This is a genomic window from Bradyrhizobium sp. CCBAU 45384, assembly GCF_028128665.1.
Lineage (GTDB): Bacteria > Pseudomonadota > Alphaproteobacteria > Rhizobiales > Xanthobacteraceae > Bradyrhizobium > Bradyrhizobium manausense.
Map to the genome: position 1 here is coordinate 66,373 of NZ_LBIZ01000007.1, position 23,070 is coordinate 89,442.

General features: G+C 59.8%; 13 protein-coding genes and 2 pseudogenes. 10 read left to right on the top strand and 5 right to left on the bottom strand.

Annotation, left to right across the window (positions count from 1 at the left end):
- The first annotated feature begins 349 nt into the window (after positions 1-349).
- The gene (locus XH80_RS00850; RefSeq protein WP_442869091.1) at positions 350-1,180 is read left to right on the top strand and encodes a class I SAM-dependent methyltransferase; all 831 of its coding nucleotides are present in this window, start codon (positions 350-352) and stop codon (positions 1,178-1,180) included.
- A gap of 1,393 nt (positions 1,181-2,573) precedes the next feature.
- On the opposite strand, the pseudogene XH80_RS00855 reads toward XH80_RS00850, so the two are convergent.
- The 3 genes and pseudogenes from XH80_RS00855 to hisC all read right to left on the bottom strand — a co-directional run.
- A pseudogene (locus tag XH80_RS00855) lies at positions 2,574-2,981 on the bottom strand (outer membrane protein); the annotation flags it as partial.
- A gap of 8 nt (positions 2,982-2,989) precedes the next feature.
- Positions 2,990-4,015, bottom strand: coding sequence for an LLM class flavin-dependent oxidoreductase (locus XH80_RS00860; protein WP_271596947.1), 1,026 nt, complete (start codon positions 4,013-4,015; stop codon positions 2,990-2,992).
- A gap of 294 nt (positions 4,016-4,309) precedes the next feature.
- Positions 4,310-5,410 (bottom strand): histidinol-phosphate transaminase, encoded by a 1,101-nt coding sequence (gene hisC / locus XH80_RS00865; protein ID WP_271596948.1) that lies wholly within the window; start codon positions 5,408-5,410, stop codon positions 4,310-4,312.
- Positions 5,411-6,094: 684 nt separating this feature from the next.
- On the opposite strand from hisC, the pseudogene XH80_RS00870 reads away from it, so the two are divergent.
- Both XH80_RS00870 and XH80_RS43815 read left to right on the top strand, forming a co-directional pair.
- Positions 6,095-6,366, top strand: a pseudogene (locus XH80_RS00870) (DNA -binding domain-containing protein).
- 160 nt (positions 6,367-6,526) lie between these two features.
- Entirely contained in the window at positions 6,527-6,856 is a 330-nt protein-coding gene (locus XH80_RS43815) for a transcriptional regulator domain-containing protein (protein WP_442869088.1), read from the top strand.
- A gap of 86 nt (positions 6,857-6,942) precedes the next feature.
- Here XH80_RS43815 and XH80_RS00875 read toward each other — a convergent pair whose 3' ends face one another.
- Complete coding sequence (locus XH80_RS00875; RefSeq protein ID WP_271596949.1) at positions 6,943-8,109, bottom strand: nucleotidyltransferase family protein; 1,167 nt, start codon at positions 8,107-8,109, stop codon at positions 6,943-6,945.
- A 312-nt stretch (positions 8,110-8,421) separates the two neighbouring features.
- Between XH80_RS00875 and XH80_RS00880 the strand changes: the two genes are divergently transcribed.
- The 7 genes from XH80_RS00880 to XH80_RS00910 all read left to right on the top strand — a co-directional run bounded on the left by XH80_RS00880 (position 8,422) and on the right by XH80_RS00910 (position 19,971).
- Positions 8,422-9,951, top strand: a complete 1,530-nt coding sequence (locus XH80_RS00880; RefSeq protein WP_271596950.1) for a Wadjet anti-phage system protein JetA family protein — start codon at positions 8,422-8,424, stop codon at positions 9,949-9,951.
- Positions 9,941-10,579, top strand: coding sequence for a DUF4194 domain-containing protein (locus tag XH80_RS00885; protein WP_271596951.1), 639 nt, complete (start codon positions 9,941-9,943; stop codon positions 10,577-10,579). Before XH80_RS00880 ends, XH80_RS00885 begins: the two co-directional genes overlap by 11 nt.
- Positions 10,576-14,010, top strand: a complete 3,435-nt coding sequence (locus tag XH80_RS00890; RefSeq protein ID WP_271596952.1) for an SbcC/MukB-like Walker B domain-containing protein — start codon at positions 10,576-10,578, stop codon at positions 14,008-14,010. Before XH80_RS00885 ends, XH80_RS00890 begins: the two co-directional genes overlap by 4 nt.
- Before the next feature lie 2 nt (positions 14,011-14,012).
- Positions 14,013-15,182 (top strand): Wadjet anti-phage system protein JetD domain-containing protein, encoded by a 1,170-nt coding sequence (locus XH80_RS00895; protein WP_271596953.1) that lies wholly within the window; start codon positions 14,013-14,015, stop codon positions 15,180-15,182.
- A gap of 524 nt (positions 15,183-15,706) precedes the next feature.
- Positions 15,707-16,000: a hypothetical protein gene (locus tag XH80_RS00900; protein ID WP_271596954.1), complete on the top strand. Its 294-nt coding sequence runs from the start codon at positions 15,707-15,709 to the stop codon at positions 15,998-16,000.
- 1,410 nt (positions 16,001-17,410) lie between these two features.
- Positions 17,411-18,709: a glycoside hydrolase family 28 protein gene (locus tag XH80_RS00905; protein ID WP_271596955.1), complete on the top strand. Its 1,299-nt coding sequence runs from the start codon at positions 17,411-17,413 to the stop codon at positions 18,707-18,709.
- A gap of 221 nt (positions 18,710-18,930) precedes the next feature.
- Positions 18,931-19,971: a pectinesterase family protein gene (locus XH80_RS00910; protein WP_271596956.1), complete on the top strand. Its 1,041-nt coding sequence runs from the start codon at positions 18,931-18,933 to the stop codon at positions 19,969-19,971.
- Between the two features lie 668 nt (positions 19,972-20,639).
- On the opposite strand, the gene XH80_RS00915 is transcribed toward XH80_RS00910, so the two are convergent.
- Complete coding sequence (locus tag XH80_RS00915; protein WP_271596957.1) at positions 20,640-22,466, bottom strand: NEL-type E3 ubiquitin ligase domain-containing protein; 1,827 nt, start codon at positions 22,464-22,466, stop codon at positions 20,640-20,642.
- Positions 22,467-23,070: the final 604 nt, after the last annotated feature.

Sequence of the window (23,070 nt, forward strand, 5' to 3'; positions counted from 1 at the left end):
GTCCGCATTTGGACACCCCCACCACCCCGCGTCTTCACCCAGCCTCGATATCCAGCATCGGCATCCACCCGACAAGCTGCAGGCCTCAAGCAGGGAGAAAGACTGGCCATTCAAGAAATTGGGGTTAGACAGAGAGTAAAGCGCTGTAAGGTTCATATATCGGCCAAGATCTGCAGTAAGAGCCTCCCGGCCAAGGCAAGAGCCTTGGGCTTGCGTGCAAATTGAACGTGGAGACCTTGGGTTGCGAGCAGATTTTTCGCGTATCAATCGGGATAAAGCTGTCTTCGATGACATTTATGCCTTGGATGATCCAAGAGCGTATTTCTCTGTTCTTGGAGCCTTAGATTATATGATCCCGGATGTGGCTGAGCCGATCGTGCGTCAGATTCTGGCCGCGAAAGCGTCTGCAACTGGCGTTAAGCCGATCGTGCTTGATGTCGGCTGCTCATACGGCATCAACGCGGCGGTGCATCGTTTTCCATTGACCTTCAGCGGCCTGCGGCACCGCTATGCCCGGCGTGAGATGAGGGCGATCCGTTCCGAGACACTGATGGGTCTCGACCGCAATTTTTACTCGGCTTGGCCTGATGTTGGTCTTGCACGATTTGTCGGCCTCGATGTATCGGCTCCGGCGATCCGCTATGCAACGGCCGTTGGCCTGCTTGAGCAGGGTATTGTCGCCGACCTTGAAAAAGAACCGCTTTCGACAGAAAGCGCGCGTGTTCTCCGTTCCACCGATGTTATCATGTCGACGGGCTGCATCGGTTACGTGACTGAAAAGACGTTCAGCAAAATTCTCGATGCTACACAGAAGCATCCGTGGATCATCTCTTTCGTGTTGCGGATGTTCCCATATGATTCCCTGGCCGCGACTTTCGCGAAACATGGCCTTGTGACGGAACGCCTGACCGGTGCGACATTTATTCAGCGGCGATTTCGCGATGCTGAGGAATTTGAGGGGACGTTGTCCACGTTGGCAGCTCTTGGCATCGATGCAACCGGACTGGAATCGGAAGGTCTGTTCCACGCCGACCTGATCTTGTCACGCCCTGAATCGGATGCACGCGTTGCTCCGCTGGAGGACATCGTCACTGTCGCCAGCGGTCGAGGTCGGCCAATCGGACCACGTTACGTTCACGTTGCAGGTCACGAGGGTTTGCAGGTCGCACTGGAGCCGTGAGAGGTGTTTTTGAAGATAGCCGCGCGTGCGTCCCGTAAGGGCGTACCGAGGTAGATTATGCTCTCAACCTTTCGGTGTTGCAGCATGATGAGACGGGCTGCAGGCGGGTCTGCGCGCTGACCAGCAGGCGGGCGACGGATGGCAGCGTGCTTCTCATGCTGATTGCATCCTAGAGCCCGACGCTGACCAAGCCCAATGCCCTGCGGCGCGCGTTGAGCGGGATGTCGCGAATTCAATCGAGACGTCTCTCTCTTCATCAACTTATGGCTGGCGCGCGTTGCCATAATCCGTTGCCGTGCGGATCGTCGAGCAAGCAGGATCCAACCTGAGGGAGAAATCCGGACGACGTGAATGGCAGTCATGAGCTTGCTGCGCTTGCCTGAAAGAGCCAGTTCACGGCACGGCCACGAGTGCCTTATCCGAACGCGCGGCGAGTTGCTCGAGCTGCGCCCTAACGGAATGATAAAGCCGGCAACTGCCGAGCTCGAATCCCGCAAAACGACCTCGCGCGTCTGGAATGCAGAGCCGACTTTCCCCACGCACGGGCCAGCCTCGGCCCAGCCTCTCGGAGAAGCGCGTCGTTCCACCTCGCGGGGCGCAAAGGCTGATGGCGAGAGTGCGATTGGCGCTCGATAGGAACGTAAAAGCGCTCACAATCGCCTTGAACGCTCACAAATTGAAGCCGCCTGTTGCGGTCAAGATACGACATGCCGTCAGCGACGTTTGATGTCAATGCTAACGAGTCCGAGCGTATTCGTCGGCACAGAGGAGGCCGTTGGATGCGGCCTGACGGACAAGACCTGCGGCTTGGCGGCAATCGAGATAAGTGGAGCGCGCATTCAGGACAAGCCGGGGTTGGAGCTGGCGACGCTTTCGAGGGGCTGTCGAAGCTTCGGGCATGCGGTGATCGCACCGCAGTCTGATCTCAGGGCGTGCTGGCAGCACATCCGATCGACGTCGCAAGTCGACGTACACGCAGCGACGCCACCGTGATTGGAAGCATCATCGATACCCAGCAGATCCAGCCGAACCGGCTCATTGATACGGGCTCGCCGCGTTTTCTGGCAACGTTGCCGTCGAGCACGGCGAAGTGGAGGCGGCAGGATCCTGGCCGATAAAGGTCTGCAGCCATCAGTCGGATCCCTCGAGCGGCTGCCGCCAAAAACGACGATGATGAGACCATGCTAATAGGCTCTTCAGCGCCGGGCGGCACGTGACATCCAGTCGAGCAGGGTTAAGATGGATGCCTCGGCCAGCCATGATCTGCAGTTGCCAGTACAACGGCAGACACGAGGCAAAGCTCGAGATCGCCTCGAGCGTCACCACGATCGTCAAAAAAGAAGCCCCGGCCTTGGGCCGGGGCTCTCGATCCATCGCTTTACGCGATAGAATCTCAGAATTTGTAGTTGAGCCGGGCAGTCAATAGGTCGAAATCCTGCCGGATGCGATCGCTACCGGCCGAGCCGGCGGCGGTGGTGAAGTCCACGTTAGCGTCTTGCCGGAATATGTGGTCGTACTCCACGCCGACCGACCGATTTGGCGCGAAGCCGAGTTCGATGCCCGCACCGACCACGCCGCCCCAGCGGGTCTTGTCCGTGCTCGCCAGTTGTGCGCCGGTGAGGGAGTTGATCTCATAGGTGTTTCCGGTCACCGCGGCACCGCCCTTGGCATAGAGCAATACATTGTTGATGGCGTACCCGACTTGGCCTGTAAGCAGGCCGAACGAGTCGGTCTTGGTCTGGATGATGTTCGCTGAGAAGGCGGCACTGACATTGGAACCGTTGAAATCGGCCCAATTGCCCGTAGGACTCAGGTCCGGCCGAGCAGTTCGGATTGGATGATCCTGGCTGCATATAGCGAGGCATCTAGGGGCAAATCACCGAAGGCGAGCTGACAAAGCAGGTAATTTGTGCCGGCTTCGTCCATTTGATTGAGCAGAACGCGCCGGACGGACGCTGGCGTTCCGACCACGCACAATTCACTTTCGATGGCTGCATCGAATGTCAGCGGAAGGGGCTTTGGCGTCGGGATACAATTGAGCTCGTAGAGAAATTTGAAGCTCCGCAACCATCGCTCGTAAGCGGACCGGGCTAGGGAATACGCATCCGCCTCGAATCGCCCAATCACGATCATGCGAAGCAATCCGACATATGGCTCATGACCAGAACAACTGGAACTGCGCTCTCGATGTGTGTGGTAGGCATCGGTAACTTTGCGCACAACGGCGGCCGGCCCCATGCAGGCGAGGTTTGCGCCATTGCCTGCGGCCCAGATGGCCGTGTCGGGGCGACTGGTTGTCACCCATATGGGGGGGGATGGACGCTGTTGAGGGATTAAAGTCAGGGGAACCTGGTTCAGCTGGAAATGCCTACCTTGGTAGGACAAGACCCCACCCTTCATGGCGTTCAGGAGAATCTCGTTGGCTTCCTCATACCGGCTTGGCGCCGATTCATCGGAAATTCCAAAGTAATTCAGCTCGATTGGGAGAGTGCCCCGTCCGAAGCCCAGCTCCAGCCTGCCGCCGCTCAATTGATCGAGCATGCAGATTTCCTCAAATGCCCGTAGCGGATGATAGGAATTGAGCAGCATGACCAATGGGCCGAGACGAAGGCGTCGCGTACGCTGCGCGACACTCGACAGGAAAAGACTTGGCGAGGGGCTCCTTCCATGTGGCGTGCAATGATGCTCGGCCACGTGATACGCATAGAAGCCGAGGCGATCGTATGCCTCCGCCAAGACGAGGCGATCTTCGTATTGACGACCGAGATCGCGGCCGTCGTCGTCCAGGTGATCAAAAATGCCGCAAGTGAGTTTTGACGAAGGCTGGTGTGTCATCAGAAAAATCCATGGTTGGGCGGGCTACGTAACCGTTTTCTGGAGATTCAAAGAACGAATTGCTAGCGCCGCATCTCGTGACTGTCGGGTCCGGTCCTCTCTCGGTACCCATGGCGAAGATCGCGCGACATCGTGGTGATGCGTCGGCTCCGCAGGATCCGGAGGGGAAGCGATTGTTTGGCGACCGCTTGGCCCTCAGTTGCATGGGGTGTCTGCTTTCGCACGATGCGCGGTCGCGGCCTTCTCGTTCCACTAGCGGTATAGTGAAACGAGCGCACATCGGCGGGCGGCTGGCTATTCATCTCTTTTCATGCCCTCTGAGATCGCGGCAACCGCTGTCAAGAACAAGTCCATTTGCTCCTTTGTGCCGATGCTGATGCGAATGCAGTCGTCAAGGCCGTCATCTGCAAAGACAGCAACGAGTATGCCGTCTCTCTCCAGCGCGGCATGCCACCACTTGCCGTCGTGTCCATTCGGCACCCGCGCCAGCAAGAAATTGGTATGAGAAGGCGCTACACCGAATCCGAATTGACGCAATTGGGTCGCAACTCGCTCTCTTTCGTCCTTGATATGCCTATGATTCTCCTGGTAGGCCGCGCGATGTGAGAGGATGCTGACTCCGACCGCTTGCCCTATGATGTTCATGTTGAAGACGTTCTGGATGTTTCGCAGCCGTCCAATAATCTCTGGATGACCAAGGCCGAAGCCGACCCGAATGCCCGCGGCCGCATAGCTCTTCGACAAAGTCCTCAGGAGCAGAAGGTTGGGATAGCGGTGGACGAGCCTCAGACCGTTGTCCGGTGCGAAGTCGACATAGGCCTCGTCCAGCACGATTAAGCGATCAGACTGTGCAACGAGGCGTTCGATATCGTCGATAGAGACGAACGTCCCGGTTGGGTTATTGGGATTGGCCAGCAGGATGAACTTGGCGTCCTTTGCCGGACCGAGGAGCAACTGTTCAATCGGAATGGAATGCGAGTCGCTGCACGACACTTCGAGAAGCTTGGCGCGCTGCAACAGAGCAAGCTTGCGATTGAACGAGAATCCAGGAGACATCATCGCGACGCTGTCGCCAGGTCCAAGGAAGGCCCTGTAGATCAGGGCGAGAAGCTCCGACGATCCGTTGCCGGCGATCACATGATCCTTTGAGAGGCCGTAGGCATCAGCGGCAGCTTCTCTCAAGCCGATGTTGTCGTCTTCCGGATACAAATACTGACGTTCAAGCGCGGAGATCGCACTTCGCCATACCATTTTTGGCAGTGGAAATGGGTTCTCATTGGTGTTTAGCTTCACGTAACGTGCATCTGGCGCCCGCCGTCCGGGCGATTGAGCGCCTAGCTCTTTAGCCGGCTGCGCAAGAGAAGAGAGCACACTTTGCAGTTTTACATCGATCATGTCCTTTTCCCTTTTGATGCGCAGACGGCAGTTGCCATCGGGAGTGCGCAAGGTCTTCCAACAGCAGTCCGTTTTGCGGACGTGGCGTGGCGCGATCTAGAGCGTTGGCGGTGCGCGAGCCGAAAGTCGGCGACTAAAGTACAGCCCGCTTCTCGTAGGCCCTGATCGGTGGTGCGCGACGTTGCGAGCGCCTTGTCGATCTCAGCGCGACTGCGTGCAGCGGTGCGGAGTTGGCAAGCCAAGCCTTCCAAACTGATGCAGCGAGCCTTGGCCTAGAAGTCGGTACATAGGTGACAGCGTCATGCGATGCTCCCGGTGAGGCGCAGGCCTGCGACGGCTTTTCCAAAGGCCGCGGCGGCTTGTTTCTCGAACCTACAATTTGACGCTACGTGCGAATCAAGTCCCGTCGACGTGCCGCCGGGCGGCTCGCGCGAGCTCGAACTATCGAGCGGGTTGGCAGCGCCATTTTCCGCGCCGCCTCCTCGCTCGGTACCCGTTTCACGACCTCAGTGTTCGTGTCGAAGCAAATTTGGCGCCATTCTGCTCAGGTTGAGCGCGCAACTCGCGAGAGTTATCGATAATTCCGTTACGGACGATTGCGACATTTCCGTCTTATGCGGTTGGAGCGCCGATGGGCTCTCAAGCTATTCTGGGTTTCGTTGTTCAAGGTAGGAGTTTCAGTCAGTGCCGGCCGACCCGAAGATCGCAGACTTGGCTCCCAGCGCGCCTAGCTCACGTCATATGACAAGAAGCACCCCGTCACTTACATGCGACTTCTCGATGCCGACGCTGAGAAGGCAGATTGGACCGAAATCGCGCGCGTTGTGCTTGGGCTTGACCCGACCGTTGAACCGGATCGCGCGCGACGCACCTTCGAAAGTCATCTGACGCGGGCCAGGTGGCTAGCAGGCCACGGCTATCGTGATCTGCTGCGTGGCGGTTGGCCAAAGCAATGAACACCGCCGCTCTCAGGATCGGGGAATTTCTAGCAATCGCAAAAACGATCATTCCATCGATTAAGTGCAGGGCCGGTACGCGGTGCGTACGCAGCCGGAAAGCGCCACAATCATGGGAGGCATTTGCTCGCATGTGTAATGTTGCGGGGAAGTTGCGACAATGCGGGGTCCCGACTGGAGATCTGAGGAAGCATACAGCGACCTCAAGAAGGCAGAAGCTGCCGACGTGGCCTGGGAATGGCTGCGCCGAGATCCCGATTACCAAGTGGATTATAGGCGCTTGTCTCGCCGCCAACAATCCAGCGCAGACACGGAGCAGTTGCGAGGAAAGTGGGGCTGTTGCGGGGTGCGGGCAATCGTATCCATAAGCTACCATGCGCCAATGCGTATATCGTCAGTATACGCGATCGCGAATGTCTATCGATTATACGTTTCCGCGTTTACTTATGAAGCCCGCGATCCCACTCTGCCTCTCTTATCGGAATTTTAAAAAAACTAAAGCTGATGGTCGATGTAGAGCTGGTGGCTCGAATCTGCCGGTGGGCGAGAGAGGCTCGTCGACATGTCGAGGTGGCATCATGGCGTTGGCGACGCCGTCGGCTTCGCAATTGAAACGCGCGCCAGAAGACCTTCCTTACCTCCCGTAAGCCCGTACTCCTCTGCTGGCTTGCCGTCGAGTTTGGCCGCTTCGGCTACGCCCTTTGCGAGCATCTCGAAAGTGTCGTCCGAAAGACGCAGGGCGCCAACACCAAGCCGTCGTCGCCATCTGGCTCCGCGTTCCCACGCTTCCATCCACGCAAAGCCTAGGTCGCTACTACGTTTGACGGCATTGAATGCTTGAATGAGCGCGCCCGCCTGGTTCATGTCCTTTTTGGCCTTATCCGCAAAGAACACATTCCGTTTGGTCGCGATGATCAGTTTGTGGACGGCGTACCGCTCCGGGGCCGGTACAAGAACCGGCACGCCGGCGTCGTGCAAGACCACAGAGCGGATGGGCTCATGGATCAGGTAGTCTAGGAACCGCAAGACCTGCGCCCCTACAGACGGTCCCAATGAAGGTATCTGCGTCAGTCTGGAGGAGTAGCCCTCGTCGCCACGGTTTGGTGTAAGGAATTCGACCTTGAAGCCGGTGGCATTGGCAAAACCGCTGAACAGCTTGGTTTCATCGGGGGAGAATGAGGGCGCAAATGTCGGATCCACCTTTTTCAGGATCTCTTCGATGTCAGGCATGCTTTCATCGATCGAGATCGAGATGCCGTAGAATTTCGCGATGTCCATATCCTCGGTCGTCACGAGCTCGTCGGGCAGCTTGACGCCGAGTACGCCGCTGTATGTCTGATACGCCATCGAACCGACGAGCGTGGCGCGAAGCCGGAAAAGTCCCGCGCGCGCGAGTTCGTTGACGACGAGACCTTCCATGTGGGGAGGGGCAGGGTAGCCGGCCCGCCTCAACTTCGCTGCCAGCTCGCGTCGCGCGCGATAGCCAATCTTGGTGCGCTGGAAAGCTTCCGCGCGTTTGGCAATCTCGGGATCATCGGCCGGACCGACATATTTGAGGGTCGTCTTCGTCGGTCGCTCGCCACCAGAGGGCTCGTAGGCCTTGTAGTAATAATATTCGCGGTTGGCTCGCTTCTGTTTGAGAAAGGTCCCGTTTTCCGGGAAGTTCTCGTCGAAATCCGCGTCGGTCGCCTTCTGAACCAGGTCGGAGAAGATGACTTGGTCGATGTTGGAAAACTGCTTCATAGGTATTTGTTACCATTTTGGCTGAATGGTAACAATGGATTAGCAAACCCTTGTATCCATTTTGCCATAATGGTAACAACAGGGAATTCAATGACTTGAGGCCGCATTGTCCGGATCGAAGACCGGACACCCAGCGCCGATCGAGCTTTTGGCGTCTCGACAGCGATTGAGCTAGAAACCTGTGCCGGAACATACTAAGAACAGATCTTCCGGTTGTATTTTCAAGGCCCACTCTCAATAACAATGTTGTCCGGCACATCATGCGTTTAGTGTCGCCATCTCAGCATGAAGTCGGGCTCAGGAGCCGCGTCATTGACCTTGTTCCGCCATTTGCATGACGACGCGTTTTTGGCCTTCTCGCGCGATCACAAGCACCTGTACGCGGCCTGCCTGCTCGATCTGCACGAACGCTTCTTTTCAGGCGCGCCGTCGTTTCCGACCCCGCAGCAGGTCGTCCATGCCATCTACGATGTCATGCGCGCCAACCCCGCTCTCTGGAACGAGGGCGATGATTTCGGCAGCCTGCCGGAAATGATCTCCGCGGGACGCCGACGGATCCGGAAGGCCGACGTCGCGCTCGCCTCCGAGAAGGGCGACAAGGCGCTCGGTCTTGCCCGACAACTCTACGCCCGGCTGCTCGCCTGGGGATGGCTTGAAGAGGAGGAATACGGGCTTCGCGTCACCGTGGACATGGCTATGGGACCGCTGCTCGTGATCCAGCGGCTCGCGAGCCTCAATAAAGATCTCTCGCAGCGGTTCGGCGGCTTGATCGTGCAAATCCGCCTCAACCTGGAGGCCGTCGAAAAACTGAGGCCCGAGATCACCGACCGCAAGCAGCGCGAAGCTGCGCTCGCCGTCCGCGAGGCGCGCAATCAGGCCGACCAGTTCACTAAGAGCCTGCGGGCCATTCTGGCCGACCTGAAGCGCGTCCGACGGACCGTCATGGAGTCGAAAACAGTCGCTACCCGGCTGGAAGCCTTTTTCGAGGAGTTCGTCGAACAGCTCCTGCTGAAGGATTTCGAGTCCATCCTCACCGTCAACCATCCGTACCGCTTCCGCGACGCCATCGTCGATCTCGCGCGGAGGATCTCCTACACCCCGGAAACCATGCAGGTCCTCGCCGAGGAGTACACAGCTTCCAGCATGGCAGCCGACATCGAGGACGGTCGAATGGCCGCTGTCGACGACCTGCTGGCTATCGAAAGCATCTTCGATCAGATCGGGGAGATGTTCGACAGGATCGAGGCCTTCCGCAGGCAGCTCGAAGCCCGGGTCCGCAACACCATTAAGTACGCCGAGCGGGGCGGGCAGGGACTCGTCGGCCGGGCCGGCGACCTGGTGCGGCGCCTGGATGCCCTACTGCGCGACGGCAGACACCACAAGGCGACAATCGAATGGAGCATCGAGCCGCTGCGGTCGCCCTGGTCGGAGCACCATCAGGCCCCGGCCAGGCAGCCGCGCCGTCCCGTCGAAGCTAGAGAGCTCTCAGAGCCGCCGTCGGATCCGCTGTACGAACTGCGCAAGAAGCTCCGCCTCGAATACATCGCTCGCATCGCGCCCCGCCCCGAGGATGTCAGACGATTCCTTGAGGGCCAGGTGCCGCCATTCGCAACCAGGGAAGCCCGCTTCATGGAGATCGATACCGTGGACGACTTTCTCGCCTTCGATTGCGCCCGCCGATATGCGTTGACGGGCGAGGTTCCTGCGCAGGTCGCGGCCGGGTTCGAACTCGAACCGTGTCCCGACACGCCACCCCACGACAGCGAATGGCTCCGTTGCGCAAACTTCCTGGTCAAGCGATCGGGCGCACTCCGGAAGGCGAGGGCGGCTCATGCTCGGTGAATTCGAGAACGTCGAGCGCTCCTTCGGCGCGGAAAAGGCAGCCGACCTCCGCAAAGCGCTGCACTTCCTGCTACGGCGGCAGTTCGTGTTCGCGGGAGACCCTCGGACCGGGACAGTCTACAACACGATCATGGACGGCCGCTTCCGCGATGTGGTCGACGGCTTCTTCGATAGTTGCGGATACCGCCTCCATCGCGATCCGGAGGCGCAGTGGGCCGGCATCGTCGCCATGGACGAGGACGTGCCGCTGCCCCGGATGAAGCTCGACGAAACCATCGTCATGCTGGTGCTGGCGGCGTACTGGCAGCAAGAGGTGAACGTCGGAGCGGTCGAGGACCGGGCCGTCGTTGTTGCCACCTTGAACGACCTGTTCGACCGATACCGGGAGATGGCGCAACATGGCGGCGGAGGCGCGATCTCGGCCGCCCGTTTCCGTGACGTCCTGCGCGAGGCCGCCCAGCGCAGTTTGGTCGAAATTGGTGATTTTGACGACGAACAGCAGGACTGTGAGGTCAGGATCCGCCCGATGATTAAGCTGATCAGCGGCGGCGATGCCCTCCAACGGCTTGAGCGCTACGTCCGTAGCGAGGAGGCGCGGTTTCCGCAGCCCGCAGGAGACGAGGCATGATGGAGCTATGCCACCTGACGATGGTGAACTGGCACCTGTTCGACGTCGCCGACATCGACGTGACAGGACACGTCGGGGTCCTGGGCGAGAACCGGTCCGGCAAATCCACAATCCTCGACATGGCACAGGTCGTTCTCACCGGCGCGAGCCGGCGGTTCTTGCGCCTGAACGCGGTCGCCGGCGACAGCGGAAAATCGCGCAGCGGCTCGAAGCGCAGCGTCGTCGATTACTGCCTTGGGACGCTCGGCGAAGACCAGCGCCGGCGCGACGAGGCGCGCACCTACCTGGCGCTAGGGTTTGAAGACACGGAAGGCGCCCGGCCGCCGGTCACGATCGGCATGGCGCTTGAAGCGCGCAAGTCCGACAGCAGGGAGACCGTTCTGGCACTGTTCGTCGCCGTCGGCGCCATTCTGAGCTCCAAGGACTTCATCGAGCAGCGAGGAAAGTCGCAATTCCCGGCGCCGTGGGAGGACGTGCGCGCCCGGATCGTCGCGGCGGTCGGCGAGGGCAACTTCGTCAATCATCGCGACCGGGCGAGCGACTACGTCCGTGAGTACATGCGCCATCTTCTGCCGCATTCGCCCTTTGGCGAGCAGAACGCCAGCGCCCTGCAGAAATCAATCGTCAACGCGATGACGCTCGACCACAACCAGACGGCGACGCAGTTCGTGCGGAACTACATCCTCGAGGACAGTCCGATCGGCATCAAGGTGCTGCGCGAGTCGATCCAGACCTACCGCAACATCAGCGAATCCATCCGAAAGATGCGCCTCAGGCTCGAAGCCCTGAGGGCGCTTCGGGGCGTGCTTGCCGCGCTTGAAGAGGCGCTCGAGATCAAGTTCAGGGAGGAGTGGATTGCAAAACGCGCGACTTGGCTCGCGGCGCGGGCGACAAACCTGGACTTCAAGACCAAGCGGCGTATCGAAATGGCGCGCCGGGAGGCCGCAGCAAAACAACTCGAATTCATCGACGACGACGTCAAGGCTATCGATAACGAGATCGAACGCCTCACGGCCGCGATCGCCGAGCACGATGCCAAGACCGGCAGAAAGTCCTTGCAGCAGACCGCCGATGTGGCCGGGCAGGCGGCGCAGCGCGCCTCGGCGGACTTCAAGGCTCGCATGGAGAACATCCGTCGCCTGGAGCCGCTCCGCGCGATGTGCGCGGACGGTTTTGAGGACTTCGTTCCTGCGCTTGAGCGTCTTGTGACCGCCACCGCCGGGGCCGACATCGGGGGCGTCTCCGACGAGGTCCCCGCAGCCGAGAAGTCCTTTGCGGCAAGCGGCGCCAAATGGCTGCCGAAGATCGACGAAGCGCGTCAAAGGATCATCGCGGAGCTTTCCGGCCTCCGAGGCCGGCGCGACGAGGTGCTCGAACGGATCCGACAGCACGCGGCCGGAGGGGCGCGCGCCTATCTTGGCGACAACACCGAACTCCTCTGCCGCAGGCTGCGCCAGAGGGGCATGGTCCCGCGCGTGCTCTGCGACATCATCGAAGTCGCCGAACCCGAGTGGGTGGGAGCCGCCGAGGCGCTCCTCGGCCGCGACCGGGAAGCTGTGTTCGTGGACAGAGCGGATATCAGCGCCGCCACGTCAATCTTCAAGGAAGGTCGGCGCGAGTTTCGCCACGCATCGCTCGTGAGCCTAAACAAGCTCGAGCAGTTCAGGGCCAAGCCGGAGCGCGGCACTTTCCCCTCGATCTTCCGGAGCCAGGATCCGGACGCGATGGCCTTCATCATGCGCCGCTACGGCACGGTCCGCCTCGCGGACACGCTCGACCAATTCAACAGGCCCGGCCGGGCTGTCATGAAAGACGGCCTCTACGATGACGGACTCGTAAGGACCCATCGTTGGATCGAAGCCTCGCAGCACAAGATTGGAAAGGCGGCCCAGGCGAACGCCCTGCGCTCCCTGCAGGATCAGGCCGAGGAACTGGATCGGCTCCAAACCGAAAAGAGCAAGCAGGCCCAGGCGGCAGAGCAGGCCTTTGCCGCTCTGAAGAATATCTGCGAGGGACGTGACGATCTGAAGGCTTGCGCCGCTGCCTTCGCAGCCGCGCAGACCGAGATCGCCGAAGCCCAGGCGAGGCTCGAAGCGCTCGACGGCGCGGGCGACGGCGGGCTTCGCGACAAAAAGAGGGCGCAGCAGAAGCTGAAGGAGAAGAGGCTGGAGGAGAGAAAGACACAGCAGAAGGCGTTCGGCGAGCATGACGGCGAGGTCAGGTCGACGGAGAGGAGGCTCGGAGAGGGCGAGAACGTGCCCGGCTCCGAGCTCAACCTCAGGGTCGCCCGGTCGATATACCGCAAGTTCTTCCCACTCTACTCCACCGCGAAAGGCAGGGCCGTCTACCGCGACCGCCTCGATACCGCAGCCCAAAAGGGCTTTGCGGAGAAACACCGGGCCATTGCCGAGAAGGCCTTGAAGGATGCGAACGCTTCCGACAACGAGCGCGCGCGGATCGAGCGACGGGTCCGCGAACTCCTTTACGACTACTTCGACCAGTTCGGGATGAGCTCGCAAGTCGGCGCGGAGAGCGAGCCGCTGCGGGAGGTGAAGCCATGGATGGAACAGCTCATCTCGGATATCGAATCCAATGAGCTGCGCCAGTACGAGCGGCAAGCGCAGGAAGCGGCGGAGAAGGCGTCCACCCTGCTGCGCGGCGAGTTCATCAACGCGCTCACGGCCCGGATCGGAAAGATGGAGCGGGAGCTGCAATCGTTGAACCGAAGTCTCTACGCACATCCGTTCCATAGCGAGCGATATTCTTTCCACCGCACCCAGATGGTGGAATTCCAGCCCATCCTGAAGATCATCGAGATCGCCAAAACCTCTCCGGAGGCGCTCGATATGCTGTTCCGGGGCGACGTGCCCGATGACTTCCCGCACAAGGATACGATCCTCGCACTCGAGGCGCTGCTCGAGGACCCCGACAAGGATTTCACCCAGTTCGAGGACTACCGCAACTTCTACACCTTCGAGATCCACATGGAGGATGTTGCCACCGGCCGCTCGACCCGCTGGGAGCAGCGCCGCGGCACCGGGTCTGGCGCCGAACAGCAGGTGCCTATCTACGTTGCCATCGGCGCTTCGCTGGCCGCCGTCTACGGCAGCGCGGAGCGTCGTGCCGGCAAGCCCGCCGGTTTTGCGCTCGCCATGTTCGATGAGGCCTTCTCCAAGATGGACGGCAAGAACCAGCGGCAGATGATGAGCTTTTACAAGAAACTCGGCCTGCAGTTCGTGATTGCTGCGCCGTTCGAGAAACGCGTCGCCGTGCTCGAGCACATGGACACCATCGTGGAGGTGGACCGGATCGGCGAGCAGTCCAGGGCTACCGTGGTGGAACTGAAAGAGAAGGCCAAGCGCGAGCTGATGGCCATCGATCCGGACCTGATGTCCGAAGATGAGCTCGCCACCCGTCTGGCCGCCGAGTAGCCATGGCTCGGCGTTTCACGGATGCGATCGGCCTGCTGAACGACCTGCTCAACCGCTTCGAGGCCGGAGCCGCAAGCCCGATCGCCCATCCGGACTACCCAGGCTTCCCATCAGTCGTCGCGGCGGACGCCTTCCTGAAACAGATCAGGCAAGCCGAAAGTGCCGGCGCGGTCTCGATTCGCTGGGGGCGCGGCGCCAACCGAGACCAAGTGGCGCACGTGCGGTTGGCCTCGGCGGAGATCTTATACCGATATCTCAGCCGCACCCCGGCCTCACGCATCGCCGAGCATGCGGCCGTGCGGCTTGTAGCCGGAGTGGCGCTGCACGAGTCCTTGAAGAACAGCGGCTCTGAAATCGCAGAGGTGTGGGCGCGAGGTAAGACGTGGCACGGATTCGGTTCGTCCGACGTCGACACGCTGCGCCACGCATTCGTTCTGGCCCAAGCAATCCTTGATAACAAGCATCTGGACGTCGACTACAAAACTTTCTCGCGGCGTACGGTGGGACACAGCAAGATACTCGAGCACATCGAGGGGGCCGTGGTCCGGCTTTTGAGCGGCATAATGGACTTTCCGCCTGGCGCCCGCCCCCGCGAGGCACTGCGAGCGATCGGGCTGGAGCGCTTCGCGCCGCCCCTGCTGATCGCGGGCAAGATCGATCTCGACGGAGCCGATCTTTCCAGGATATCGCCGCACTATCTCGGAATCACCCCCAAGGAAGCAGATCGCGTCCGGTTCCGGGAGCCGCCGGCCTACGTTCTAACGATCGAGAACTTCGCAAGCTTCAACCGGCACATCGCCGAGGCGGACCCCGGCCGACTGGGAACGACCATGTATGTCGGCGGGTACCCCTCGCTTGCCACCCAGCAGGCGCTGCGGACAATCGCAGGCTTGGTATCCGAACAGACGCCGATCTTTCATTGGTCGGACATCGATCCGGACGGCACCTGGATCTTCCACACCATCGAGCGCGCGGTCGATCGACCGATCCGTCCCCACCTCATGAGCGTCGAAGTTGCTGAGCGTTTGGGGCAAGTGCCGTTCAAAAAATCGGCACCCGCTCGATGTCCACCGGTCTCCGGTATCGCAGCTCTGGCAGCGTACCTCGCCAAAGATGGAGCCAAGACACTCGAACAGGAAGAACTCGATCCAGTCCTGCCAGAGTTTCACTAGACTAGAAAATGCGCGCGGGCGCTCGTGCTTGCGGGTTTGGCTGTCTCGCTCAAGACGTCGTTTGTTTCAAGCGCGACAACAGCACCGCCTGCATCTACGTGCTGCGGGAAATCCGACATCGTTTCTTCATAAAACACGCTCAACCGGCATTGGCATGCCGGTTGCTTGAAGATGTCACGCAACCACCGTAACTATGATGCTCGTTCAGCATCCGGTTGAGGTGTTCAGATGAAACTTGCCCGCTTGATCGATGGCAAAGGTCCCCTGATGCGCTTTCCCAACCGTGCGCCTGTCTCGCTAACTCTGCCATCTTCGGATCGCGCTCCGGTTTGCCGGGCAGAAGCCGATTGTGTCGCAAGGGGCCTCGCAACGAATGGTGGTTCTCAACAAGAACACCAGCGGAAAGGCCTCCTCAGGAGGATCGTTTGGCATCGCTTTAGCCCATGGCTCAGGGCAGGGCAGCTGCGACATGCGGAGCCCTCCGTTCTTGAAGCTAAGTGCCGGCCTTGCATCGGTGCTTGCAGATGGTCAATCAGCTCATGCAGAACGATTGGAATCTTGAGGACATATTCAGGCAACAGGACGAGCTCAAGGTCAAGCTGCTTCGCGCCCAATCGGTTGTCGCCGAATGTAAGGCAGGATTGGCGGATCTGGAGCGAAGGCTTGAGTGTCGAGCGATCTCGATCGATGAACGCCAGCGCAACTCTGCGGCAAACAATTCAATAGGCAACGCACGACCGCGCAAATCGCGAAGTGTCGATGATCCTGTTAACCCGGATGCTGCCGTGGCGTTTTCGCCTCGATCATGGGACCGCTGAAAGCTGCCGCCGCGCACGTTAACGGCGACAGGTTTTGTCCCGGACCTGGCGAAGATCTCCAGACACATGGTGTTGCGAACCCGGCGGGCGAACTGGATAATTAGGTGCGCCCTGCCGATAGGCTCGGCCTTTTGGCTGATCGCGGTGCGTCCGCCAGGGGGATGCGCGCAGAGCAGCACCAGATAGGGGACGTATCGCCGCCTCTTTGGTTAGAGCCTCCTATTTCGGGGCTGCGCACGTAGATGCCCCCAATCAAATGCCAAAGAACTCTCCACCCTGCGCCTGTCAGTTCGGTCGTTTGTCCATCTTCAAAGCCTTTGAATAACCGGTAGACCTGTGTGGAGGGGGCGGGTTCAATGACACGATTGTCCGCTATGGCCTCGAGGCAAGGCGTGGCGAGTCATGGGCGGTGCTGACCGCAGTAACTGACCATGCCTCCGCGCAAGCGATCACAATGCGATCCGAAAAGGGCAGGTAACGGCAGTCACCTTGGTTCGTGAGAACCCAGGAAGAGGGTTCCCGGTGCGAATGCGATCCGGTTCCGGCTGTAGCCTCGTCAGCTTCTCGAAAGCTTCTCCGAATACAGACTACCCGCTGATGTGATCCTGAACGGGAGGTTGGCATGGCCTCGCACAATTTCGACGTCCAACGCAGCACCTTCGCCATCGGTACAGCACGCCGGTCCAGACGATCAGCAGTCGAATCACGCGCAGGAGAAGACGCCTTGAGCAGCAGTTGGATGCGGCGCGCGGGACCGATTCCGCTGGCCTTGCCCGACGCCCCCGCCGCAAACCGCTGCCGAATGTGTCGATCGCAGCTTTTGATTAGGTTGACGAGATGATGAGCGGTCTGAGCACTCGAAACTACGGTTGGCCGCTGAGAAGTATCTTCAGCGCTTTACAAGGTGGCGCTGGTTTCCCCGGCGAGCGCGACCAGTCGCTCGACGCCAGTGATGACAATGCACGAAATCGGCTCTCCACCCCCGCGTTCGTCCAACGACGTGTCGCTACAATCTTGCGATGCGCCTTCCTGGCCGAGCAGCGGCTTCGGTGTCAGGTGACGGTGGGCGTTCCTGCCACTTCTTGTCGTGCGGCTCGTCGATCAGACGCGATGCGACGCAGCGTCTGAATTCACGCGCAGTCGTTGATGCCGAAAATCGGGACCGGTTGGGCACTCTCTCAGTGTGAGAACGCTGAGAAGCTGTTTGGATTTTGGACTATCGCACAACGCTTCGTCTTGTTCGCGCAGGCCAAGGTGCTGCTGCGCAATCGCAAGGTTCAGGCCTCTGCTGCGTCTTATAAATGTCATCTTACGCGGGCCAGTGACGTGCGCGGTGTCTCCATCGAGGCAGCGCTCAATACCAGACAAGGCACGCGCCAAGGATGCGCGTGACAAAGCACGAGCAGGTCAATGACAAAGCGTTTTCGCAACTGGGCCCTGTTGTCCATACTCGCCTCTATGGTTGTCTGCCCCGCCGCAAAAGCGCAAGACCGCCGGACTATCGCCGAACCCGCTGTACCTAATACGGTCTGCGATCGCCCTGTGCCTTCCGGCAAGAACGATACAGTTAGCCTACAGGAGGCCATTCAACATTGCCCCGCTGGCGCTGCAGTTTATCTCGGGCGCGGCGAGTTTCACTCAGGTCCACTCGAAATGAAATCGGGCGTGACCTTATGGGTCGGGCGCGGTGCGACACTGATCGCCATCCCCGAACCTGCTGCTTACGACAAGGGCCTCGGACAATGTGGTCGCATCGCGGAAAAGGGCGACGGCTGCCGGCCATTCATCAGCTTTTCTAAAACGCGCGGCGGCGGCATCTACGGAGAGGGCATCATCGATGGTCAGGGCGGCGCACTGATTGGCGGCGGCGCGGAAACCTGGTGGCAGCTAGCCCGCCGTGCCCAAGCAGAGGGCCGCAACCAGAACGCGCCGCGCTTGATCCAGATCGATCATGCGCAGGATATTACGTTGTCCGGTGTCACCTTGCGCAACTCTCCGAATTTTCATGTCGCGATGAACCGGGTCGAAGGTGCCACGTTTTGGGGCCTCACGATCGATTCACCGGCGGATGCCCGCAATACGGATGGTATCGACCCTGGCGCCAGTCAGGATGTAACCATCACCCATAGCTCGATCCGTACCGGTGACGACAACGTCGCGATCAAGGCCGGGGACAATGGCTCGAGCAGCCATATCTCGATCGTTGATAATTATTTCGGCTGGGGGCATGGCATGTCGATCGGCAGTGAGGTCAATTCCGGGGTCAGAGACATATTGGTGCGTAATCTGACGCTCGATGGTACGACGTCGGGGCTGCGTATCAAGAGCGATGTTAGTCGAGGTGGGCTCGTCGAGAGGGTGACTTATGAGTACGTGTGCCTGAGGGGCAACCGGTGGCCAATGGCTTTCGATACAAAATATGATCCGCGCGCACGAGGCATGCGGGTTCCGGTCTATCGGCAAGTCGTACTCCGTCATGTGCATGGCGACACTGGTGTGTTGCTGATGCGCGGCTTAGACGAGGGGCATAAACTCGACGTGACACTCGAAGATGTCCGATTTGCCGATTCCGCGACATGGCAAGTTGAACATGCCAACGTCACCGCAAATCACTCTGACGTATCGCCGCCGTTGCCCGGGCGAGCTTCACAGCCGCTGCTGCGTGGATCGCAGGAATGTTCCATGGCATTCCGAGACGGCAATCGGTAAGCACGACACCCGGTGCCGAACTCAAGGTGGTGAGTTCCGCATCTGGGGCCAAGATCACTGGGGCTGATGAAGGTCGGCATCATGTCCCGAGTTGGTCGCAATTGGCCGACGGTTTTGCGGGGCCGGAAATGCCAAGGCGACGTGCAGGTTCTGATTTGGCGATGAAAATCTCGTGTCGATGCGCGACGGCTATCCCGCTGAGAAACGAAGTGTAAGATCACATGCGAATTTTCATTTCCTCCGCTGTACTTCTGGCCGGATGTTTCTGCATCCCCGCGACGTACGCTCATCCACTGTTGGTGTCGCATGCCGGAAATGCCGACTATCACTCTGTGCAGCAAGCCATCGACGCGTTGCCGGCGGAGGGCGGAAATATCCAGATCGCGCCAGGCATCTATCGCGAGAAGGTCAAAATCACGAAATCCGGTGTTCATCTCGCAGGGACTGGCAACAAGCCGGAAGATACGGTCATTGTGTATGACGACGGCGCGATCAATGTAGGAGGAACCGCCCGTTCGGCGACGCTGGATGCCGCTGGCGATGACTTTCGGCTCGAGAACCTGACCATCCAGAACGACTACGCCCTCAATCCAGCCAATCCACCTTCGCAGGCGGTAGCGCTGTCCGTTACCGGAGATAGGGACGTCATTACGCGCGTCCGCCTGCTCGGCGCCCAGGACACGCTGTTTGCCGGCAAGGGACCAAACGGCAGAAGGTCACGACAATACTTCTCGAACTGCTACATCGAAGGGCATGTCGATTTTATATTTGGCAACGCCAAGGCCTGGTTCCGGCAATGTGAGTTGCACGGCATCGCCAATCAAGCGGTCGTCTATACCGCTCAGAGCAAGGCAACGCCGGATGAGGACAGCGGCTATGTTTTTGATCATTGCAGGCTAAGTGCCGACCCTGCTGCGCGTTATATCGCACTTGGCCGCCCCTGGCGCCCCTACGCCACCGTGGTCTTCCTGTCGGCGAAGATAGATGCCCCCGTGATCGCGGAAGGGTGGCGCGAATGGACGCCCGGCACGACCAATATGTTGAGGACGAGCTATTATGCTGAGTACAGATCCTTCGGCGTCGGGGCTAACCCCTCAGGCCGCGAGCCTCATTCCCATCAACTGACAGATGGCGAAGCCGCGAGATGGTCGCTGGGCGTGTTCTTCGGAGGTGTCACAGATTGGCTGCCAACGAACCATCAGCATGGCACAAAAGACAACCTTCACGTTGAAGAGGTTCAACGGCGATCCTCGGATGAATGACGGGAGGGAGCCTGATCGTGATGGAGAGTCTTGTACATCAACCCAACTGCCGCCGGAGTCACACCGACAGAAGGGGCGGGCGCGACGATCTCATCTGTTCGCGGTCCACCCACATGCGCCCGCTCCAGCTTGTAAATGATCTCGTCCCGTCTTGGCGGATCAGTGTCGGCAAGCTCTACGGACCTCACGTCAGCACCGCCGCCATCGATCGGGAACGGCTGATTGTCTTGCTCAGCGCCTTGCGCAGTTCTCCGGAGAGTGGGCTGATGCTTCGCGGCTATCTTCGTTCGGGCAGTGATGGTCAGGCCCCTCATAGTTCAGCCAACAGCCGGCGCCTCGATCAGCCGATCCGCGCGGTGTAAGTACGGTGGCGTCCGGCGTTCTTCATGCCGGCTCGGAGCCGTATAAACGCGCGTATCGGCTCTCCGATTTCGACAATTCGCCCGTATCCATGCGGCCCTCGATAGCAGCCGACGAGCATCCGCCTCATCGCGAGATCGGCCATCCTCGCTTTCGGGAAACACCCACTGGAAAGAGTCGCGCTGCGCCGGTTTCTAGATCGGCGCGGCGCTGCGCTTGTTGCGCATCGTGAAGACTCTCGGGCGCAAACCGGCGCACCACAGGGAAACTGTAGCAGGAATTAACAGCCTCCTGCAGCAAAGCTGGCTTTACAGGGTGAGGCCGAGATCTTTGAGCACCTTGTCTCTTAGAGCGCCCTTGATCTCACGGGCAATTTCTTTACGAACTGCGGCACCCAACTCTCGCTTGGCATCCTCGACGAGGCCGGCTTCAACCCCGCTCAAGCCTTTGTCGGCGAGCTGTTGCTTCAGTTGGCTGTCGAACTCCTTTCCCATTGCAGCAATGAGCTGGTCCTGCGTCCTGGCGTGGTCCTCCGGTGCGATGCGACGCACCACGTCGTCCCAAGGTTGCCAGTCCACCGCCAAATAGTCGGCGAATTCCGCCGCCTCCCTGTTCCGCACGGATGTCTCTGCGCTGTCAACGTCAGCGTCGGTGACGCCGGAGACCTCAAAGAAGCGCATGTCCGGCGCGACGTGTTGCAGTCCCAGCCGCTCGCGTAGCTTGTTTTGATAAGCAAGAAAGACCTCAATGGCGTCGATGTCTTCGACGTTGTTGCCCGAGCCTAGCGAGTGAACCTTCTCGCGCGCAATCCTCTCCAGCGCGTCTAGGCGGAACATGACGCGTCCCAGATCGACGAGATCCGGAAGCCGGGCCTTGTTGTTATAAAAGCCGTTCTCGACGTCTGCGATAAGGCGTGCGGTCTGCATGCCGTTCCAGGTCAAAGTTCTGCGATCCTCGCAGGTCTGGTTGGCGTCCCATGCCAGTTGAAAGTACTGGGCACGCAATTGCGGGTTTTTTGCCGCGTCCCGCAGATTATTGGCCACCGACTGCCGGAATCCTTCATTGCCAGAGTTGACGGAGTCGAACAGCTTGCCGAGGAAAAGCTCGTATTCCCGAGCGCCCGGCTCTTGTGCAAGGTTCTGCCAAGCGGCAAGCACCTCCCGATCGCCCTCCTGTGGATCGCTCTTGAGCCATTCTGCAACTGTTTCAGCGAGCGCATCGGCCTGTTCATCGTCTGTCTCGGACGCTTCACTTTCAACGTCGCGCGAAAGGTGGACAGTCGGACCGACATAACCCTCGGCGCTTAGGACTGTACTCAGGTTCGTCAGCACCTGCTCAGATAGCGGATTATCAGTCAGAACTATGGTGGCACCAGCGCCGAATCCCGTCAGGAGGTGCTCAGGCAAACTCGTCAAATGGTTTTGGCTTGCGTCGAGAAACGCGAGCGAAGCTGGGAGAGCCGGCGGCAGATCTGTCAGTTGATTTTGGCTTACGTCGAGAAACTCAAGCCTAGCTGGGACTGCCACCGGCAGGCTCGTCAACTGATTGTGGCTGACGTGAAGAAATCGGAGCGAAGCAGGGAGGGGTTCGGGTAGGTTCAGCAACCGGTTGTAGTTGGCGGAAAGAAATTGGAGGCCGGCAGGCAGGACGGCAGGTAGGCTCTCCAGCCGGTTGGAGTTCACGTCGAGGCCTCTAAGCCCGCTCGGGAGCGCGGGCAGGCTGCTCAGCTGATTGCCACTGACATCAAGACGCTGGAGCGAAGCGGGGAGTTCGTCAGGCAGATTGGTAAGCCGATTGAAGGGCACATCGAGCACGACGATTTGGCTTGGAAGTCTGGGCAGACTGGTAAGGGACAGTGATCCGAGATCCAGTATGGCGTCTTCACCCAGAGCATTTACTCGCCTTGCCGCTTCGTCCCGGTCCTCGAGGGGGCCCACGTGCGGTTCAGCAGCCCAATTCTCGAGCGCCTCGTCTTGTTCGGCCGCCGCATGGGTTGAATGCCCGGAGTTTGCTGCGTAGCCCGTCACGAAAGCATCCCATTGTGCCGCCCCCCCGCCTTCCGCCCCCTCTTGTCGGGAAGATGCAGAAGGAATGCCTCCGCCGTGCCGAATCTGTCCTGGCTCAAATGGATCCATTCCACTCCCCTTACGACACTGAGCCAACCCAGCCCGTGACAACACACTCTCGGATCTAGGGCATTTATCTTTCGACAAGCTGACAGTCCTATCGCCGAAAGGGCAGCGATGGCACCAAAGCCGGCAGAAGTCGGTAAAACGATTTGGAGCAAGGAATTGATCGCGGTCGCGGGTAGTTATCTCCCGTCTTGACGTTTTCCGCATCCAACTGGCGCAGCATAACTTAAGCCCCCGCGCCCAGCCCGCTGATGGTGGTATCTCAATGGCTGGCAATGAAGCCTTTTCGGCCGAGTGCGTGAAAGACGAAGAGCGGCGGTCGCTCGAACGCCCAACTCCGCGGCCGTCCTTTCACCTGCCAATGCAATTGGGTCCACGCTGGTGTTTGCCACCGTTGATAAAGTGAGCGACTTCGATGTTCCGCAGCAAGGCTCGTCAGCTGATCGACAGGTGACCGTGCTAGCGGCAGAACGCTTTCGTGTTGGCGGTCCCCCGGATCCGTCCGCCCAACGAAATGGCAGCAGACGTTGCAGCAGCATCGATCCATCCGCCGCCTCCAACTCGTGTGAAGCCGTACCGCTTCGATCAGGAGTGGGGCGCCCGGCCC

Bases quoted from the DNA above. Each gene is read 5' to 3' on its own strand.
- XH80_RS00850 (WP_442869091.1), top strand. From the start codon at position 350: ATGATCCCGGATGTGGCTGAGCCGATCGTGCGTCAGATTCTGGCCGCG.
- XH80_RS00860 (WP_271596947.1), bottom strand. From the start codon at position 4,015: ATGACACACCAGCCTTCGTCAAAACTCACTTGCGGCATTTTTGATCAC.
- hisC (WP_271596948.1), bottom strand. From the start codon at position 5,410: ATGATCGATGTAAAACTGCAAAGTGTGCTCTCTTCTCTTGCGCAGCCG.
- XH80_RS43815 (WP_442869088.1), top strand. From the start codon at position 6,527: ATGCGGGGTCCCGACTGGAGATCTGAGGAAGCATACAGCGACCTCAAG.
- XH80_RS00875 (WP_271596949.1), bottom strand. From the start codon at position 8,109: ATGAAGCAGTTTTCCAACATCGACCAAGTCATCTTCTCCGACCTGGTT.
- XH80_RS00885 (WP_271596951.1), top strand. From the start codon at position 9,941: ATGCTCGGTGAATTCGAGAACGTCGAGCGCTCCTTCGGCGCGGAAAAG.
- XH80_RS00890 (WP_271596952.1), top strand. From the start codon at position 10,576: ATGATGGAGCTATGCCACCTGACGATGGTGAACTGGCACCTGTTCGAC.
- XH80_RS00895 (WP_271596953.1), top strand. From the start codon at position 14,013: ATGGCTCGGCGTTTCACGGATGCGATCGGCCTGCTGAACGACCTGCTC.
- XH80_RS00900 (WP_271596954.1), top strand. From the start codon at position 15,707: ATGGTCAATCAGCTCATGCAGAACGATTGGAATCTTGAGGACATATTC.
- XH80_RS00905 (WP_271596955.1), top strand. From the start codon at position 17,411: ATGACAAAGCGTTTTCGCAACTGGGCCCTGTTGTCCATACTCGCCTCT.
- XH80_RS00910 (WP_271596956.1), top strand. From the start codon at position 18,931: ATGCGAATTTTCATTTCCTCCGCTGTACTTCTGGCCGGATGTTTCTGC.
- XH80_RS00915 (WP_271596957.1), bottom strand. From the start codon at position 22,466: ATGGATCCATTTGAGCCAGGACAGATTCGGCACGGCGGAGGCATTCCT.